Raw genomic sequence first — 18,978 nt, 5'->3', positions numbered from 1 at the left:
CGCACGAAACACCTGCTGGGGACGCCGATGTCCGAGGTGCCGCAGCGCCGCTGTGCGGCCCGCATCCTGCTTCACGGCAAGGCGCCCCTCGCGGCCGCGGGCCGTAACCGGCGGCGCCCGTCGACCCTGCACGATGCGCGTCCGCGCCGCCCAAAGATAAAGTCCGCTGCCAAGCACGACGATGGCGATCAGGTCGAGCAGCGCCCAGACGATCTTCAGCGGCAAGCCGCCATAGTCGCCGAAATGCAAAGGACGCGACAGCTGAAGCGCCTGCAGATACCACGGCATCGCCGGCGCGACGATACGCTCCGCGTTCTCCGCCTCGACCAGCACCGGCCGCAACATCCGCGCCGACAATGGCGTGCTGCCCTTGGTCCAGACGATCAGATGCTGCGGGCTGCCAAAGCGGGCTGCAGTCGGCAAGGTCACGGAGGTGATCGACCGGTCCGGAAACAGCGTTCTCGCCTTGGCCAAGGCCGCTTCGACCGATGCGGCCTTCGCGACCGGCCTGCCCTGATAAGGGGAGAGCAGGCTCGGAAGCAGCTGCGCCCGCCAGAGGTCGAACAGCGGCGTCGCCAGCGTGTTGACGATGCCGGTCAATCCGACCGCAAGCATCCAGCTCACGGCGAGGATGCCGAGCAGATTGTGGCCGTCGAGCCACGTCAGCCGCGGCGAGGCCCGGCTGCGAATGGTGCCGAAATCCAGCTTCCGCATGAACGGCCCATAGAGCACGAGGCCGGAGATCAGCGACAGCACGAAGAGAAGTCCCATCGCCCCCAGGAACAGTTCGCCGGGCAGCCCGGTGAACATGTCCCGGTGGACGCTCAGCACGATGTCCATCAGGTCCAGATGCGGCACCTCCTCGCCTAGTACCGCCGCGGAGCGGGCATCGACGGTGATGCGATGAAACGCGCCCGGCGCAGGGACCGGGGTCGGCGACAGCGCGACGGTCACCAGCGGTTCGCTCTGCTTCAGGTTCGCAAACAGCACGTATTGTCCGGGAAAGCGCGCCTGTGCCACTGCGATCACCTGGTCCAGCGAGACGCGTGGCGTGGTCGCCGGCATTTCCGGCGCCGCGATCTCCCGTTCGAGCAGGTCGTCGATCTCGTCATGAAAGATCAGCGGCAGTCCGGTGATGCACAGCATCAGCAGGAACAGCATGCTGACGAGCGACGTCCAGGTGTGGACGAACGACCATATGCGGACGGTGCGCGCGCGTGCCATGCCTGCTTGCCCTTCGATTACCAGCGATAGCTGATGGTGCCGGTGATGGTGCGCGGGCTGGTGTATTGGCAGCCGCCGGACGTCGTGCAGGCGGTCGTCACGCGGTCAGCGATATTCTTCACGTTCAAAGCCAGATTGATGCCTTTCGGCTGACGATAATGGAGGCCTGCGTCGAACACGACGTAGCCCTCGTTGACGATCGTATTCGTGGTGTTGGCGAAGGTCTCGCCGTTGTAACGGAAGCCCCCGCCCAATCCCCAATTGGCGAGGACGCCGCTCTGGAACGTGTAGTCCAGATAGACGGAGGCCATGTTGGCCGGCACCAAGGTCGGCACCTTGCCGATCTCGGCCGCGGTGGAGCTCTGGGTCACCTTGACATCCTGGCTGGTGAAGGTCGCGATAGCGTTGAGACCCGGAATGAGCTCAGCCACCGCCTCAAGTTCGAAGCCGCGAGAATTCACCTCGCCAAGTTGCACGGAGAACCCGATATGGCTGGGGTCCGTCGTCAATGAGTTCTGCCGGGTCAGGTCATAGGCCGCTGCCGTGACCAACAGCCTGCGCGACGGCTGAAACTTGACGCCGACCTCATGCTGCTGCGCGGTCGTGGGCTTGAACGGCGAGCCATTGAAGTCGGTGCCGGGCGTCGGCAGGAAGGATTCCGAATAGCTGTAGTAAGGAACCAGCCCGCCATCGAACTCATAGGCGATGGCGCCGCGCTTGGTGAAAGCAGTGTCCTGCGTCTTCGTACGCGTGCTTGTCGCCACGCCGTTGGTCACGAGGCTGAGCGTGTCCTGTTCCGCCACATCGAACCGGCCACCGAGCGTCAGGATCCAGTTCCGGATCCTGATCTGATCCTGCAGATAGACCCCGACCTGGTCGATCTTCTGGTCCGCCGATCCCGAGTAAAGTGTCGTCGGAAAAGGAATTGCCTGACCGTAGACCGGATTGAGGCTGTTGAGCGCCGGCACGCCGGCCGTCGCCGTGTAGGTCCGGTCCGTCAGGCTCAGCATCTGGTAATCGAGGCCGGACACCAGCGTATGCTGGAACGGTCCGGTGCCGAGCTTGGCGACGAGGTGATTGTCGGTCGAAAAGGAATCGCTGGTCACATCGATGCGATTGGCGCGCCGCGAGAAGGAGGTCAGCGTATCGAGCGGATTGGCCAGGAAGGTCAGATAGCGATAGTCGAGATCGGAGTGCCCATAGCGGGATTTCGACTCGAAAACCAGGTTGTTGCTGAAGCGGTGCTCGAACTGATAGCCGACCCGCTCCTGTTCCTGCGCGAATCCATTGTAGCTGGGATCGCCGAGAAAGATCGGCAGCGCCTTCACGCCGGCGATCCCGGCCGAGGTGACATGAAACACCGACAGCGGAAACGCACTGCCTGTGAGATCCTTGGTGTAGTCGGCGAGGATCGTCAGCGTGGTGTCGCTGGTCGGCTTCCAGGTCACCGCCGGCGCGATATACGTCCGATTGTCCTTCACATCGTTGGAGAAATGCGCAATCGGGGCATCCGCATCGCGGAACACCCCGGTGACGCGATAGAGCAGCGAGCCGTCCTTGGTGACGGGACCACCGACATCGAACGCGCCCTGGTAGCGATCGTAATTGCCGAACAGGCCGACGACCTCACCGAAGGCCTTGTCCGGCGGACGTTTGCTGATGCTGTCGACGAGACCGCCCGGCGCGCCCTGCCCGTACATGACCGAGCTCGGTCCCTTGATCACGTCGATGCGCTCCAGCCCATAGGGCTCGGTGCGAAAGAGCGAGAAGTAGTTGGGATCGCCGACCTCACGCAGGCCGTCGCGATAATTGCCGTAGCCGTTGATGTCGAAGCCGCGGATCTGGACGTTCTCGAAGCGAGGATCGGTGCCGCCGGTCTGCACGGCAAGGCCTGCGACATATTGCAGACCTTCCACCAGGGTCGTGACCCCGCGCGCATCGAGCTGATCGCGGCTGACGACGGAGACCGACTGCGGCGTTTCCAGGATCGGCGTATCGGATTTCATCGCGGCCGAGCTCACGGTGGGTACGAAGCCGCGGACCGGATCGGTACCGCGCTCGAATGCAGACGACGACCGAGCGGCCTGCGCCGGGACGTGCATCGCCCCGGCCGCGCGCTGACGTGCGGTGTTGGCCGCAGCACCGGCCCCGCGCTTTGGACGGCGCGCCTGGCGGACGCGCAGCGCGGGCGAATCGACGGTGACAGGCGGCAACGTGTGCGCATCGGCCGCCGTCTGCGCCGGAGCGGCAGCCGAGGTTTGCATGATGAACGGAAGCAAACAGACACTCGTCAGCAAACAACAACAATACGCTCGCGCGCCGCTATACGCGGGCGCGTTGAACCCAACGCCTGACATAACGTCCCCCGAAATTTCTCGGTAGTACGTTGCCGCTGCGCTCACAGCGCATCAACGGATTTTCGGAACCTGCCCGCTGGAATCCATCCAGATTAGAACGGCTAAAGATCGCGGGCTAATTGCGACCGCCGTTCGTCGACAACTTACAAACTAGAGCAAAAACGCGATCGCTCAGTCCAGCCGGTATCGAAAGCGGCAGCGGCGCAAGCGATCGGCGAAGCGCCTGAACAGATGGTGCTTGGAGGATGATCAACTAATCGATCAATTCGATCGGGTAGACGTCGATCGCGGGCTCCTCATAAGGATGCGCGGCCCGGATCGCTCTCAACACACCGCGCAGCCGATCCTCGGCGCAGACGGTCTCGATGCGCTCTTCCTCCACCGTCTCCAGCCGTCCGAGCGCGCCGATCGTCGGGTTGGCTCCGGCAAGCGGCCGGAACCGGCCGGTGCCCTTCACGGTAAAGGAGCAGTAATCATAATTGCCGATGCGCCCGGCGCCGGCCTCACCCATCGCGGCCCGGACCGCCTCGCCCTGCGCCTCAGGCACGTAAACGACGATCTTGTAGCTCTTCATCTCCAGGCCCTCGAAGCCGCGATCACGCGCCCGTTATCATGGTAATCGAAACGACGCGATTTGCGCCAAATGCTGCCGCGCTCACGATCATGCCAGTCGATCTGGGGCTGAGCTCGTTGACCTGCCATTCCGAAACGTGGGTTGTGCGACGCAGCAAAGCCAATCAAAATCGCTTGCATCCCAAGCATGCACACCTGGAAGGCTCTCGACTTGGCCGACACCAATGCCGACACCCTCGTCGTCGTCCGACACCGGCCGATGGGGTTCGCCGAATTCGTCATCGTGATCGCGACCATCATGTCGCTGAACCCGCTGGCCATGGACATGATGCTGCCGGCGCTGCCGAATATCGGCGCGGCATTCGATATCGATATGGCCAACCGGCTGCAGCTGGTGCTCTCGGCATTCATGGTCGGCTTCGGCGCTGGGCAATTCGCCATCGGCCCATTGTCGGACAGTTTCGGCCGCCGTCCTGTGCTGCTCGGCGGCATGGTGCTGTATTCCTGCGCCAGCGTGCTCGCGATCACCGCACACTCCTTCGAGATGCTGCTGCTGGCGCGCGTGCTGGAAGGTCTCGGCACCGCTGCAACGCGGGTGATCGCGACGTCGATCGTGCGCGACTGCTATGCCGGGCGGCGCATGGCGAGCGTCGTCTCGCTCGCGATGATGGTGTTCATCGCGGTGCCCGTGGTGGCGCCGTCGTTCGGCCAGGCGGTGATGCTGCTCACGCAATGGCGCGGCATCTTCATCGTGCTGACGGTGTACGGGCTGGTGGCGCTGGTCTGGACCATGGCGCGGCTGCCCGAAACGCTGCCGCCCTCCGAGCGCAAGCCGTTCTCGGCCGGCGAAATTCTCGACGCGTTCCGCAAGACCCTGACCAATCGCCAGACGCTCGGCTATGCGCTCGCTGCCAGCGGCGTCTTCGGTGCGCTGCTCGGCTACGTCTTCTCCTCGCAGCAGCTGTTCACCGGGATCTATCATCTCGGCCGTTATTTCCCGCTCGCTTTTGCTGCCATCGCGGCGTCGATCGCAATCGCGGGCTTTCTCAATGCGCGGCTGGTCGGCCGGCTCGGCATGCGGATGATTTCGCATTGCGCACTGCTCGGCAGCTTCGCTACGGCGATCGTGACGTTCGCCGCGGCGTGTCTGAACATGCTGTCCCTACCGCTATTCATGGCCGTGTCGGCCGGCATGATGTTCGCTTCGGGTTTGATATTCGCGAACTTCACGGCGCTGGCGATGGAGCCGCAGCGTGCCAATGCCGGCACCGCCTCCTCGCTCTATGGCTCAATCACGACACTGCTCGGCATGGGAGCCGGCGCCATCGTCGGCCAGGCGTTCGACGGCACGCCCCTCCCGTTCGCGACCGGCTTCCTGGCCTGCAGCGCGACCGCGCTTGTGATCGTGCTGATCACGGAGAAGGGCCGGCTGTTCCATTCGCACCAGCCAGGCGCAGTTTAGCCACAAGCTAGAGGCACGGCCCCTGGCCGCGCTGCGGACAGAGCTTCAGCGCGCTCGACAGCGTCAGCAGGAAGCGCGCGCTGCGTGTCTCGTTGGAGGGGGCGCGATAGGAGAGCGGGAACGCGACGCCCAGATCGGCGCGCCATTCGTTCGGAAAGGTGAGGCGTACGCCGGCGCCCACCGAGGTCAACGCGGCGCCGTCCGAGGGCCGGTAGCCGTCGTTCCAGACCAGACCGGCGTCGGCGAAGCTGTAGAGCTGATAGCCGGACAGATAGGCCCAGTTCAGCTTCTGGTCGAAGCGCAGCTCGAACGTTCCGGCAAGCGCATTGTCGCCGCTGATCTCCGCGCTGCCATAGCCGCGGCCGAAGGCGAAACCGCCGAGATAGAATTGCTGCGAGTTATAGAGCGGCCCCGAGGCCAGCTGGCCGGCGCCGGCGATCTTGATCGACCAGGCATCGGACAGGGTCTGGTAGCGCGTGAACCACGCATTGAGCACGGAGAAGCTGGGCGAGGCACCGTCGCGCGAGGCCATCGGATCGCCGGACGGTGTCGCGCCAAGAATATCGAGGCCTTGGCGATAGCTCACGGCCAGGTAGCTGTCGCCGCCGAACCGATCACCCCAGCGATAGTCCGAGGTCAGCGTGAGGAAGCGGATACGATCCTGGTAGATCGTCCCGAACACGTCCCGCTCAGATACGTTGCTGAACGCCACGGCTGCGGTGAGGATCAACGAGGACTGCTGCGACTGGATCGGCGCGATGCTGCCATGCACCTCGAATGTCTCGGTCGTGGTGTCGTCGTTGTAGATCCGGCGAATGTCGCCGGGCCGCACCTCGCTATAGAGCGCGGAGGCGCCGACACGGGCGCCGTCAGTGCCGACGGGAGCGTCATAGGACAGCCGTCCGAAGCTGAGCTGGCGCGGATCGCCCGGCGTGGTCGACAGGTTCACTGCGAGCGTATCGCCCGGCAGCAGATAGGAGTTGAAGGCGGCGGTGGCGTAGCTCTGCCACGGGCCGACCGTGGATGAGCCGAGATTATCGAGGCCGACGAAGCCATAGACGTGCCAGGTCTTCAGTTCGAGCACCAGACGGAAGCGTCCGGTCGTGCCGCCGATCTCCTCCAGAGCGGAATCCGCAATGCGCACGCCGCCGCGGCTGTTGATCAGCAGCAACTGGCGTTCCAGTGTCGAAAGGCGCGACGGCTGCTCGGCCAGCACGGGATCGAGCAGCGGCCGCACGCCGAACTCCTCGGCGCCGGCGCCTTTCAGGCTCACCTCGGTGATGCTGCCCTCGATCACCTCGACGCGGACCCGGCCGCCCGTGATGTCCTGCGGCGGCACGATGGCGCGGCTGAGATGAAATCCGGCCGCGCGATATTGCCCGGTGATGGCAGCCGCGATCGCGGCCAGATCATCCTGCGATACCGGCTTGCCGAGATAAGGCTGGTAGGCGGCGGCCAGCTGATCGCGACCGAGAGTTGCTGCACCGTGGAGCACGACGCCGCGCAGCACGAACAGCGGTCGTCCCTTGCCCTGCACCTCCGGCTGCGGCGCAGTCGTAAGGCGTGGCCTTGCCGGCGGTGCCGGTGCCGGTCGCGACTGCAGGTCCTCGAAGAACTTCTCGGTCTGCCGCGGATCGAACGCAGGGGCGCTGGCAGGGTCCGCTTGCGCCGTCGCGCTACCTGCGGCAGCAAGAACAACCGCCACAATCAGTGTGCGAGTTCGTCTCCGGCTGAGGGCAATCGGCGGTGGAGCGCCAGCATCGATAAAGGGAATAGATATCGTGAGTACCGGAACGCCCGAAGACCGCATAATTTTTTCTTAACTTCTTATGGTCAACGAACGGTTAAGGCGGCGCTGAAAGACCGAAGCATCGCTCAAGGGTCTCTTGAAACATTTCCGTTAGTTTGCGGCCTCGGCAACCAACGCGAGAGGCCACCATGCTGGGAATCCGCAGCCTGAAACGGATCGTGACGGCCGCGCTCATCGCCGGCTCGACTGGAGCCGCCTGGGCGGCCGATGGCGAGGTCTGGTCGGTGAGCAAATCCTCCGGTGACGTATGGGTCAGCACGCAAGGCGCAGCACAGGTTTCGCTCGGCCGTGACGACGTGCTCAATCCCGGCGATACGATCCGCACCGGCCGCAATGGCCGCGTACTGCTGACACGCGGCGCGGAGACCATTCTGATCGCGCCGAACTCGGTCATTGGCCTGCCGACCGAAGCCAAGGACGGCATGGCGACCACCATTCTGCAGCGCGCCGGCTCCATCCTGCTCGACGTCGAGAAGCGCAACGTCAAACATTTCGAGGTCGAGACGCCCTATCTGGCTGCCGTGGTGAAGGGCACGCATTTCAGCGTCACCATCAGTGCCAACAGCACACGCGTCGAAGTCAGCCGCGGCCAGGTCGAGGTCGCGGATTTCAAGTCCGGCCAGATCGCGCAGGTGCTGCCCGGTCAGACCGCGACTGCGTTCGCCAATGGCAAGACCGGATTGAGCCTGAGCGGCTCCGGCGCTTTCAGCCCGATCGAGCAGGGTCGCCCGCGCGCCTCGAGCATCGAGCGCGTCCCGGTCCCGAAAGGCGGCCTGCAGGCACCACGTGACACGGCCAAGGGGCAAATCATCCACGCGCTCAACGCGACCGGCGGTTCCGTGATCAACTCTGCCGCCGCGCCGCTGGCGTCGCAAGCCGGCAAGGCCGCGGGCCTCGCGAAGCCGAACGTGGTGCGGATTTCGACCACCATCGGCGAGGTGAAGTTGAATGTGCACCAGGCCACGCATGGGCTCGCCCACGGCGAGACCAAACCCGGGGTTCGTAGCGCATCGCGAAACGATACGGTCTGGAGCGACGCCAAAACGAGAGTGAGCAACCCCGGCAACAGCAGCAGCACCAGCGCCAGCAACGCCAGCACCAGCGCAACCGGAGACGCTTCGATCGCGACGGCCGTGACGACCGCGGTCGGCTCGTCCAGCGGACTGATCGGCGTCGGCAACGGCAATGCCGGCAACGGCAATGGTGGCAATGGTGGCAATGGCAATGGCGGCAATGGCAACGGCGGCAATGGAAACGGCAACGCCGCTGCGAACAATGGCGGCGGCAATGCCGGCGGCAGCGGCAATGCCAGCAACAACGCCGGCGGCAATGCCAACGACAACGCGAACGCCAATGGAAATAGCGGCAACAATTCCGGCCACGGAAACAGCGGTGCGCAGGGCAACGGCAACGGTCACGCTTCCGGGCACAACAAGAGCTAACTGAAGGCGCGACGCGCGCGAATGGGGACCAGGGGAGGATGCTGAAGCATTTGCGGCCGCATATTCTGGTGCTGATCGCACTCGTGACGGTCGGCCTGTCCGGCTGGCACGAGGTGCTGCGCAACGGCCTGGACGACCTCCGGCTCGCATGGGACCAACGCCAGGCGAGCGGAGAGATTGCCATCGTCGCGATCGACGCGCGCTCGATCACACGCATCGGCGCCTGGCCTTGGCCTCGCACATTGCACGCCGAACTGTTGCATCAGCTCGTCCGCGCCGGCGCCCAGGACATCGCCTTCGATGTCGACTTCAGTGCGCCGTCGAATCCTCTCTCCGATCTGGCTTTCAGTGAAGCGTTGCGGGAGGCGGATGGGTCGGTGCTCCTGCCGACCTTCAAACAGCCGGCGGCGAATGACCCGACGGCCCTTCATATCAATCGCCCCTTGCCGCAATTCGAGGCCAATGCCTGGCCGGTCTTGGTCAACGTCACGGTATCGCCCGACGGCCGCGTCCGGCGGTACAGGTTTGGCGAAAAGCTCGACGGCAACTTCGTGCCCTCGATGGCCGCAGCCTTGACCGGACAGAGTTTCGCCAGCGACAGCTCATTTTTGATCGATTTCGGCATCGCTCCCGCCTCGGTGCTGAGGGTGTCCTATGCCGACGTGATCGATGGCGACCCGGCAACGCTGGCGCAGCTCAGAGGCAAGAAGGTGATCATCGGCGGCACCGCGCTCGAGCTTGGCGATCGCTTCAGCGTGCCCAACGGAAAGATCGTGTCCGGCCCGCTGTTGCAGGCGCTCGCGGCGGAGTCGATACTGCAGGGGCGGACCCTGCGGGCAACTTCGTCTGCCGTCACGCTCGCGGGTCTTGCCGTCATCCTTACGCTCATGATGCTGACCTGGCGCCGGCTCGCCGCCGGATGGCGCGCCTTGTTCCTGGTTGGGACAGCGATCTCGATCGAAGCCGTCGCGCTGTGGCTACATGTGCGGTACGCCCTCATCGTCGACAGCTCGCTGCTGCAGATCGCCGTCGTCGTCTACCTCGCGACGATCGCGCTCGATGAGATCGACTTCCGCGGCCTGCTCCGCCGGGTCGCCGAGAACCGTTTCCAGCGGATCGCGATGTCGCTTGGCGACGGACTCGTCTGCACCGATCGGGATGGACTGATCACGCTGTGGAATCCGGGCGCCACGGCGATCTTCGGTTATCAGCCGGCGGAGATGGTCGGCCAGCCGTTGCGGATGCTTTGCGCCGATCCGGCCGTGGGCATTGAGCTGTTCACCACGCGAGATGCCGCGCAAGCCCAGACACCTGCGGCAAGCGGATCGGTGGTGGAATTCGAGGCGCGCCGCAAGGACGGCGAATCGTTTCCCGCCGAGGCCAGCGTCTCCGCCTGGCACGGGCCGGACGGGCTGCAATATGGCACGATCCTGCGCGACATCTCCGTCCGCAAGCGCGAGGCCGAGCGCATCCGCTATCTCGCCGAGCACGACGCGCTCACCGGGCTGTTCAACCGCATCACGCTGCAGGCCAGGATCAACGCCATGCTCAGCGCCGCGGACGCCCGCGACCGCGATATCGCGCTGCTCGTGATCGGGCTCGACGGCTTCCATCAGATCAACGACACGCTCGGTCACGCCTATGGCGACCTCGTGCTGAAGGGCGTAGCCGAGCGGCTGACGGCCGAGATCGGCGACACCGGCATTGTCGCTCGCTTGAGCGGCGATGAGTTCGCCATTGCGGTTCCCTGCGCGGCGGTCGGCGGCACGGTCGCGGAGCTTGCCGAACATGTTGCCCGTCTATTCGACCTGCCGCTGCAGGCCGGGCCGCGCCAGCACCACGTCAAGGTGAGCATCGGCGTCGCAGTCCATCCCGAAGGCGGACGCACCGCGGACGAGCTCTTGGGCAACAGCCACCTCGCGTTCTGCCGCGCCAAGTCCGTGCGGCGCGGCAGTCATGTGATCTTCGAGGAGACGATCCGCAGCGAGCTCGAGACGCGCCTCACCTTGGAGGCCGAGCTTGCGCTCGCGGTCGAACGCAACGAGTTCGAACTGTTCTACCAGCCGCAGGTGAACCTGCTCGACGGACGCCCGATCGGGGCGGAAGCGCTGATCCGCTGGCGCCATCCGACCCGTGGCCTCGTGCCGCCCGGCGTCTTCATTCCCGTGGTCAACACATCGGCGCTGTCCGAGGCGGTCGCGGGCTGGGTGCTGGTGACGGCATGCCGGCAGGCGCGGCAATGGGAGCTCGCCGGCACCCCCGTCCGTGTCGGCATCAACCTCTCGCCCTCGCAGCTGCACGCTGGCGATCTTGCCGCCACCGTCGGCAAGCTCCTGCACGAAACCGGCCTCTCGCCGGCTCTGCTCGAACTCGAGGTGACCGAGGACATCCTGCTGCATGACGAGCCGCGCGCGCTCGACATCTTCAAGCGCCTCAAGGCCCTCGGCATCAGCATCGTGTTCGACGATTTCGGCACCGGCTACGCCAGCCTGAGCTACCTGAAGAAATTCCGTCTCGACGGCCTCAAGATCGATCGTTCCTTCGTGCTCGATATCCTGACCGACAGCGACGATGCGGCGATCGTCGGCTCCACCGTCAGCCTCAGCCGTCAATTGGGGCTCGCGGTGATCGCTGAAGGCATCGAGAACCAGGCCACCGCCGACCTGTTGTTGCGGCTCGGCTGCGAACACGGACAGGGCTATTTCTTCGGCAAACCGATGCCGGCCGCCGATTTCGAACGTCAATTCCTGGCGAAGCATGTCGGCGAGAGCCCCACAGAGGACCAGCGCGGCGCGGCGTGAGGTCTTGCCGGCGATTTGTAGGGTGGGCAAAGCGCAGCGTGCCCACCGAGATAGAAACCAGAGATCATGGTGGGCACGTCGCTGACGCGCCTTTGCCCACCTTAACGTCTCGCTAATCGTCGTTACGCCTTCTTCCGCCCCTTCGCTTCCGCTTCCAACGCCTTACGGACCGCCTTGAACTCCTTGAGCGAAGCGGGATCGGCGCGCGGATAGCGCAGATCGAGACTCTCGAGCGCCGCCACGATCGCCGAGCCGATCACCACCCGCGCGAACCATTTATGATCCGCCGGGACCACATACCAGGGCGCAAAGGACGTCGATGTGTGGCGCACGATCTCCTGATAGACGGCCTGGTAGCGCTGCCAGCGCGTCCGCTCGCTGATATCGTTCATCGAGAACTTCCAGTTCTTCGCCGGCTGATCCAGCCGGTCGAGGAAACGCTGGCGCTGCTCCTCCTTGGAGACGTTGAGGAAGAACTTCAGCACCACGGTGCCGTTGCGGGTGAGGTACCGCTCGAACGCGGAAATATCCTCGAAGCGCTCGCGCCAGATGTTCTTGGTGACGAGCCTGGGCGGCAGCTTCTCCGCCTTCAGCAATTCGGGATGCACCCGCGTCACCAGGCACTCCTCGTAATAGGAGCGATTGAAGATGCCGATGCGGCCGCGCTCGGGCAGCGCAAGAAAGCTGCGCCACATGAAATCGTGATCCAGCTCCTTCGAGGTCGGCTGCTTGAACGATGTCACCTCGCAGCCCTGCGGATTGACGCCCTCGAAGATGCTCTTGATCGCGCTGTCCTTGCCGGAGGCGTCCATGCCCTGAAAGATCAAGAGCAGCGACCAGCGGTCCTGGGCGTAGAGCTTGTCCTGAAAATCGGACAGCCGCTTGCGGTTCTGCTCGATGATCGCCTCGCCTTCCTCCTTGTCGATGCCGCCCTTGGCACTGGTCTTGTGCGACTTCAGGTGAAATCGCTCGGCCCCATCGACACGGAACGGCGAGATGAACCGGTCGAGCGAGGGCGTCGTTGTCTTGCTCATGAGATGGTTTCGCCGTGGTGAAATTGCGCTTCGAGAAAGGCGGTGACGAAGCGCGGCATCGTCGCCGTCAGATCGTCCCTCGATCGAACCAACACGATCGCGGAGAGTTCCGGCTCGGCCTGCCCGGCGAGATTGGCCTCGATGCGGCTTTGCAGTTGACCGCCCGGGCTTTCGACGTCGAGCATACGCATCATCGCAATGGTTGCGCCGGTGACGACGCAATCCCAATGGGCGCTGCCCCTATAATCCGACGGCAGCAGCCCCGTTTCCTCCTCGACCTCGCGCGCCACATTGGCCGCGAGATCGAGGCTGCCGTCGCTGACGTCCTCGGGATCGGGCGTGCCGGCCGGAAAATAGATGCGGCCGGCATTGGCGGTTTGCCCGCCCATCACGCCGAGCACGAAGGCGCCGTCGGCCGCGCGCAGCGCGCCCATGCCAAACCCGTTGAACACGGAGCGATCCGGAAAGCCCCAATCGCGCCAGGCGAGCAGGTTGGCGAAGTCGGTCTCGAAATAGCTCGCCGATAGCCGCCCATCCGCGAAAACGGGGGCGCGCCCGAGCAGCACGCGGCCGTTGAATAGCGCGGGTATCGCGCGCTGCCGCTGCTCAAAATGAGCGTCGATGTCGGCGCGCCGCTCGCGTGCGAACGGCCAGTCCCACGGCTCGACCTTCAAGTCGAGCGCGGTCACGCGATGGATGACGACATCGCTCATGCACAGCCCTGCTTTCTATTTGGGGCTCGCAGCCGTGGCGCCCTTCGCCTTCTCGACGAACGCATTGGTGAAGGTCTTGCTGACGTCGACATTGGCCTTGGCAACCTCAGGCGAGCCGACGCTGAACACGGCGAGCACGGCGTCCGCGCCCTTCGGGTCCATCTTGCCGGTCTCCGAATACATTGGAATCGTGTTCTTCAGCGCGGCCAGATAAAGCGCCTTGTCCTTGCCGACGATCTCGGCAGGCATCTTCGCCATGATCTCTTCCGGCGTATGCGAATGGATCCAGGCGAGCGTCGCCAACATGGCGTTGGTCAGCGCCTGCGTTTCGGTCGGATGTGCGGCCACCCAGGTCGCCGTCGAATACAGCGCGCCGCCCGGATATTCGCCGCCGAACACGTCGAGCGTATCATGCTGGGTGCGGGTGTCGCTCAGGATCTTCAGGTCCGGATGGCTGCCCTGCAGCACGGTCACCGAGGGATCGAGCATCACGGCGGCATCGATCTGCCCCTGCTCCATCGCGGCGACCGCAGTGGCGCCGAGACCGACGCCGATCACGGCCGTCGCGGTGGGATCGACCCCGTTCTTCTTCAACAGATATTTCAGGAAGAAGTCGGTCGAGGAGCCCGGCGCGCTGACGCCGACCTTCTTGCCAGCGAGATCCTTGATCGAATTGATCTCCTTGCTGTGGCCGGGAGCCACCACCAGCACCAGGCCGGGATAGCGGTCATAGACCACGAAGGATTGCAGCTCCTGCTTCTTGGCAGCGAGGTTCACGCAATGATCGAAATAGCCGGAGACGACGTCGGCGCTGCCGCCGAGCACGGCTTTCAGCGCATCCGAGCCGCCCTTGAGATCGACCAGTTCGACCGCGAGCCCCGCTTTGTCATATTCCCCGAGCTGCTTGGCCAGCACGGTCGGCAGATAGCACAAGCAGGCACCGCCGCCGACGGCGATCGTCACCTTGCTCGCGGCGCTCGCGAGGCCGGTGGTCAGGGTCAAGGCGAGCAGCGAGCCCGCGAGTCGGCCGATGATGGTTTTCATTGTTTCCTCCGTTCAGATTGTCTCGAGCCCAAAGCGGCGGGCCTGGATCGACACCGTCGCACCAAACATAACGTCATCCCCTCGAACGCGGGGATCCATAACCACCGGCTGGCGTGGGTCGCATGGTCGTCGGCCAGCATCGTCCCACGATGAATTCCGCGGTATGGGTCCCAGCTTGCGCCGGGACGACGCCGAATGTGTCGTCCTTAGCTTCGCGCATCACCGTTCCTCCACCCGCTCCGGCCGCCACACCAGGAGCCGGCGCTCGACCAGCGTGACGCCGATGTCGATCAGGATCACGAACGCCGACAGCACGAACATGCCGGCGAACACGCCGGCCACGTCGAACACGCCCTCGGCCTGCTGGATCAGATAACCGAGCCCGGCTGCGGAGCCGAGATATTCGCCGACCACCGCGCCGACCACGGCAAAGCCGACCGAGGTGTGCAGCGAGGAGAACATCCACGACAGCGCCGAGGGCCAATAGACGTGGCGCATCAATTGCCGCTCGTTCATGCCGAGCATGCGGCCGTTGTCGCGCACCACGGTCGAGACTTCCTTGACGCCCTGGTAGACGTTGAAGAAGACGATGAAGAACACCAACGTGACGCCGAGCGCGACCTTGGACCAGATGCCGAGGCCGAGCCACAGCGTGAAGATCGGTGCCAGCACCACGCGCGGCAGCGCATTGGCCATCTTCACGTAAGGATCGAACACGGCCGCGACCAGCGGCTTGCGCGCGAACCAGAAACCGACCAGCACGCCACCGAGCGAGCCGATCACGAAGGCCAGGATCGATTCCCACAGCGTGATCGCAAGATGCTTCCAGATCGCGCCGGTCGCGAACCAATCGATCACCTGCGCGAAGACGTCGAGCGGATTGGAGAAGAAGAACGGCGGCAGCAGGATGCGGCCGAACACCGGCACGGTGGAGAACAGCTGCCACAGCGCGATGATCACGACGGCGACGAGCAGTTGCAGCGCGAGCAGACCGAGACGCGACATCAAAGGACTCCACCACTTGCTCGGTGCGCTCCCTCCCCGCTTGCGGGGGAGGGTTGGGGTGGGGGGTCCACGAGGACAGCTGTGCGTGAGGTCCCCCCTACCCCCTCCCCGCAACGGGGAGGGGAGTTCGGCCCCAGCGCTTGGCGGACAGTCGAGATCGACGAGGACACCATCACACCGCCTCTGCCTGCTTGTAAGTCTTCTCGACCTCCGCCTTCAGCATGTGCCAGATCTCGCGATGCAGCTCATGGAACTCGTGGCGGAGCCGCACCTCGAAAATGTCGCGCGGGCGCGGCAGCTCGACCCGCCAGTCGCCGATGATCCGCGATGCCGGTCCTGCCGACATGATGACGACGCGGTCGGCCAGCGCGATCGCCTCTTCGAGATCATGAGTGACGAACAGCACCGCCTTGCGGTCGGCGCTCCAGAGCTCGAGCAGGAGATTGCCCATGATCTGCCGGGTCTGCGCATCCAGCGGACCGAACGGCTCGTCCATCAGGATGATCTTGGGATCGCGGATCAGGACCTGGGCGAGGCCGACGCGCTTGCGCTGGCCACCGGAAAGTATGTGCGGATAGCGATTGCCGAAGCTTGCAAGACCGACCGACGCCAGCCAGGCCTGTGCCCGCTCGTGCGCCTCGGCGCGCGGCGTGCCCGCTGTTTCCAGGCCGATCGCCACATTCTCCAGCGCGGTTTTCCAGGGAAACAGCGCATCGGCCTGAAACAGATAACCCGCGTCGCGGTTGAGTCCGGCGAGCGGCCGGTCGAAGATCCGTACCGCGCCGCCCGCGGGCTTCAGCAGCCCCGCGGCGACGTTGAGCAGCGTGGACTTGCCACAGCCGGTCGGCCCGACGATGGCCACGAACTCGCCGTCGCCGACGTTCAGATCCGCCTTGTCCACCGCGGTATAGACCCGTCCGCCGGCGAGACGGAACGCCACCGTCGTCTCCGCCAGCGCGACGGCCGCGGTCCTTGCCTGCGTCACCTTATCGTCCTCCCAATTGCGGATGATGGCTTAGCGTCTTGAGCGGCGAAGTTCAACGCGGCCGCAGGACGTGCTAGGCAGGGCGGGGTGCGCCGCAAGATCGTGCCCAGCCGTCAACGAGAGAGTGAAGACGTGAGTTGCTGCTCCAACCTGAGCTCGAACGGCCGATGCAGCAGACGCCGCTGATCACCTACAGCCATGTCTCCAAAAGTTTTGCCGGCAACGGTGAGCGCGTGCATGCGGTCAAGGACGTCTCGCTTGGCATCGCGGACGGCGAATTCCTCGCCATCGTCGGCACCTCAGGCTCCGGCAAGACCACGCTGCTCCGGCTGACCAACCGGCTGATCGAGGCGGATTCCGGCGAGATCCGAATCGCAGGCGAGGATATCAGCCGCCTCGATCCGGTCACCTTGCGGCGGCGCATCGGCATCGTGTTTCAGAGCGGCGGACTGTTTCCGCATATGAGCGTCGCCGCCAATATCGGCATCACGCCGCGATTGCTCGGCACCTCGCCCCCGGACATCTCGGCGCGTGTCGACGAATTGCTCGACCTGGTGAGGCTCGATCGCGCCGCCTATCGCGACCGCTTCCCGCATGAGCTCTCCGGCGGCCAGCGCCAGCGTGTCGGCGTGGCGCGCGCGCTCGCCGCGCGCCCTCGCATCGTGCTGATGGACGAGCCGTTCGGCGCGCTCGATCCGTTGACGCGCGACGCGCTTGGCGACGACTATCGCGCTCTGCACGATCGGCTCGAGCTCACCACGGTCATGATCACCCATGACATGACGGAAGCAATTCTTTTGGCCGACCGCATCGCCGTGATGCACGCCGGTCGACTGGTCGCAACCGGCACGCCGGCCGAGTTGGCCGCCAACCCTGAGCCCTACGTGACGGAGCTGCTGCAGACGCCGCGCCGACAGGCCGAGCGGCTGCAAAGGCAGCTCGCGGAGCGCGGCACCGCATGAACTTGCTGTCCGATCCCCGCATCATTCAAGCGTCGTCGCATCTTGCGGACTATCTCGGCAGTCATCTGCGGGTCAGCATCGCAGCACTGGCGCTCGGGCTCGTCGTCAGCTTTCCGCTGGCGCTGATCGTCCGCAACCGGCCGCTGCCGCGCGGCCTGCTGCTCGGCGCCGCCAGCGTGGTGCAGACCGTGCCGGGACTGGCGCTGCTCGCGCTGTTCTATCCGCTGCTGCTTGCGCTCGGCGCGCTCGCGATTCGGTGGCTTGGCGTCGGCTTCTCCGCCTTCGGCTTTCTACCCGCGGTACTAGCGCTTGCGCTGTATTCGATGCTGCCGGTGCTGCGCAACACCATCACCGGCCTCAACGGCATCGAGCCGGCCCTCCTCGAAGCAGCGAAGGGCGTCGGCATGACCGCGCGGCAATCGCTCGTCATGGTGGAGCTGCCGCTCGCGCTGCCCGTCATCATGGCCGGCATCCGGACATCGGCCGTGTGGGTGATCGGGACCGCAACGCTGTCGACGCCGATCGGACAGACCAGCCTCGGCAACTATATTTTCGCCGGGCTGCAGACGCAGAACTGGGTGCTGGTCGTGTTCGGCTGCGTCGCAGCCGCGGCGCTGGCGCTCGCGGTCGATCAGTTGCTGGCGCTGATCGAGACCGGCCTGCGCAATGGCAGCCGCATCCGCGCGAGCCTGGGCAGTGCCGGCATTGCGGCGCTGGTCGCAGCCAGCCTTGTGCCGGCGCTGGCCGGATCGGGCGCGCGCTATGTCGTCGGCGCGAAGACCTTCACCGAACAATATGTGCTGGCGGCCCTGATCAGCGAGCGGCTGCAGGCAGCTCGACTGCCGGCGACGACGCGCGCCGGGCTCGGCTCCAGCGTGATCTACGAGGCGCTCCGGAGCGGCGACATCGACGTCTACGTCGACTATTCCGGCACGCTGTGGGCCAATCAGTTCCACCACAGCGAGCAGCTGTCGCGCGACGCCTTGCTCGAGGCCCTGAAGAACGAGCTTGCGCGCGAGCGCGTGACCCTGCTCGGCGAGCTCGGTTTCGAGAACGCCTATGCGCTGGTGATGCCGAGGGCGCGTGCGGAGGCGCTTCATATTCATACGATCGCAGATCTCGCAAGCCATGCCGGCACCATGACCATTGCGGGGGACTACGAGTTCTTCTCGCGGCCGGAATGGGCCGGGCTGCAAAAGGCCTACGGCCTTGCATTTCGCGCCCAGCGCCAGATGCAGCCGGACTTCATGTATGCGGCGGCAGCTTCCGGCGAGGTCGACGTGATCGCGGGCTACACCAGCGACGGGCTGATCAAGAAATACGACCTCGTCGTGCTCGATGACGTCAGGCACGCCATTCCGCCCTACGACGCGATCATGCTGCTATCGCCGAAGCGCGCTTCCGATCAGGCCCTGCAGAAGGCGCTGCTGCCTCTGCTCGGCAGGATCGACATCGCCACGATGCGCGAGGCCAACCTGCGCGCCTCCGGCAGCGACGCGAACTCCTCGCCCGAGGCCGTAGCGCGCTGGCTGTGGGACAAAGTGGCGCGGACGAAATAGCGCGATG

General features: G+C 65.0%; 13 protein-coding genes and 1 pseudogene. 5 read left to right on the top strand and 9 right to left on the bottom strand.

Annotated features, from left to right (window positions below; genetic code table 11):
- Nucleotides 1–99: 99 nt before the first annotated feature.
- From QX071_RS10780 to QX071_RS10770, 3 genes and pseudogenes are all read right to left on the bottom strand, one after another.
- Nucleotides 100–1,224 (bottom strand): annotated as a pseudogene (locus QX071_RS10780) (PepSY-associated TM helix domain-containing protein); the annotation flags it as partial.
- Between the two features lie 17 nt (nucleotides 1,225–1,241).
- On the bottom strand, nucleotides 1,242–3,230 hold the full coding sequence (locus QX071_RS10775) for a TonB-dependent siderophore receptor (protein ID WP_315703073.1): 1,989 nt from the start codon (nucleotides 3,228–3,230) through the stop codon (nucleotides 1,242–1,244).
- Between the two features lie 604 nt (nucleotides 3,231–3,834).
- Nucleotides 3,835–4,155, bottom strand: coding sequence for a YqfO family protein (locus QX071_RS10770; RefSeq protein ID WP_315700840.1), 321 nt, complete (start codon nucleotides 4,153–4,155; stop codon nucleotides 3,835–3,837).
- A 210-nt stretch (nucleotides 4,156–4,365) separates the two neighbouring features.
- Between QX071_RS10770 and QX071_RS10765 the strand changes: the two genes are divergently transcribed.
- Nucleotides 4,366–5,616, top strand: coding sequence for a multidrug effflux MFS transporter (locus QX071_RS10765; RefSeq protein ID WP_315703074.1), 1,251 nt, complete (start codon nucleotides 4,366–4,368; stop codon nucleotides 5,614–5,616).
- A 7-nt stretch (nucleotides 5,617–5,623) separates the two neighbouring features.
- Here the strand turns inward: QX071_RS10765 and QX071_RS10760 are convergent, their stop codons facing one another.
- Nucleotides 5,624–7,426 (bottom strand): ShlB/FhaC/HecB family hemolysin secretion/activation protein, encoded by a 1,803-nt coding sequence (locus QX071_RS10760; RefSeq protein WP_409997636.1) that lies wholly within the window; start codon nucleotides 7,424–7,426, stop codon nucleotides 5,624–5,626.
- 128 nt (nucleotides 7,427–7,554) lie between these two features.
- On the opposite strand from QX071_RS10760, the gene QX071_RS10755 reads away from it, so the two are divergent.
- Together QX071_RS10755 and QX071_RS10750 are read left to right on the top strand one after the other, a co-directional pair.
- Entirely contained in the window at nucleotides 7,555–8,868 is a 1,314-nt protein-coding gene (locus tag QX071_RS10755; RefSeq protein ID WP_315700842.1) for a FecR family protein, read from the top strand.
- Between the two features lie 38 nt (nucleotides 8,869–8,906).
- Entirely contained in the window at nucleotides 8,907–11,669 is a 2,763-nt protein-coding gene (locus tag QX071_RS10750) for an EAL domain-containing protein (protein WP_315700843.1), read from the top strand.
- A gap of 122 nt (nucleotides 11,670–11,791) precedes the next feature.
- On the opposite strand, the gene QX071_RS10745 is transcribed toward QX071_RS10750, so the two are convergent.
- From QX071_RS10745 to QX071_RS10725, 5 genes are all read right to left on the bottom strand, one after another.
- Complete coding sequence (locus QX071_RS10745) at nucleotides 11,792–12,703, bottom strand: polyphosphate kinase 2 family protein (protein ID WP_315700844.1); 912 nt, start codon at nucleotides 12,701–12,703, stop codon at nucleotides 11,792–11,794.
- Nucleotides 12,700–13,416: an NUDIX hydrolase gene (locus tag QX071_RS10740; protein ID WP_315700845.1), complete on the bottom strand. Its 717-nt coding sequence runs from the start codon at nucleotides 13,414–13,416 to the stop codon at nucleotides 12,700–12,702. The genes QX071_RS10745 and QX071_RS10740 overlap by 4 nt, the downstream gene beginning before the upstream one ends.
- 15 nt (nucleotides 13,417–13,431) lie before the next feature.
- Nucleotides 13,432–14,460 carry an ABC transporter substrate-binding protein gene (locus QX071_RS10735; RefSeq protein ID WP_315700846.1) on the bottom strand — a complete coding sequence of 343 codons (1,029 nt, stop codon included), beginning with the start codon at nucleotides 14,458–14,460 and terminating at the stop codon, nucleotides 13,432–13,434.
- Nucleotides 14,461–14,679: 219 nt separating this feature from the next.
- Nucleotides 14,680–15,465, bottom strand: a complete 786-nt coding sequence (locus QX071_RS10730) for an ABC transporter permease (protein WP_315700847.1) — start codon at nucleotides 15,463–15,465, stop codon at nucleotides 14,680–14,682.
- Between the two features lie 172 nt (nucleotides 15,466–15,637).
- Nucleotides 15,638–16,450, bottom strand: a complete 813-nt coding sequence (locus QX071_RS10725) for an ABC transporter ATP-binding protein (RefSeq protein WP_315700848.1) — start codon at nucleotides 16,448–16,450, stop codon at nucleotides 15,638–15,640.
- Nucleotides 16,451–16,617: 167 nt separating this feature from the next.
- Here QX071_RS10725 and QX071_RS10720 point away from each other — a divergent pair, with 167 nt between their 5' ends.
- Nucleotides 16,618–17,412: an ATP-binding cassette domain-containing protein gene (locus QX071_RS10720; protein WP_315703075.1), complete on the top strand. Its 795-nt coding sequence runs from the start codon at nucleotides 16,618–16,620 to the stop codon at nucleotides 17,410–17,412.
- Nucleotides 17,409–18,971, top strand: a complete 1,563-nt coding sequence (locus QX071_RS10715) for an ABC transporter permease/substrate-binding protein (RefSeq protein ID WP_315700849.1) — start codon at nucleotides 17,409–17,411, stop codon at nucleotides 18,969–18,971. The genes QX071_RS10720 and QX071_RS10715 overlap by 4 nt, the downstream gene beginning before the upstream one ends.
- The last annotated feature ends 7 nt before the right edge of the window (nucleotides 18,972–18,978 follow it).

This window comes from Bradyrhizobium sp. SZCCHNS1022 (assembly GCF_032484835.1).
Taxonomy (GTDB): Bacteria; Pseudomonadota; Alphaproteobacteria; order Rhizobiales; family Xanthobacteraceae; genus Bradyrhizobium.
The sequence above is the reverse complement of the archived record's forward strand: the minus strand, read 5'-3'. Positions and strand labels throughout refer to the sequence as shown.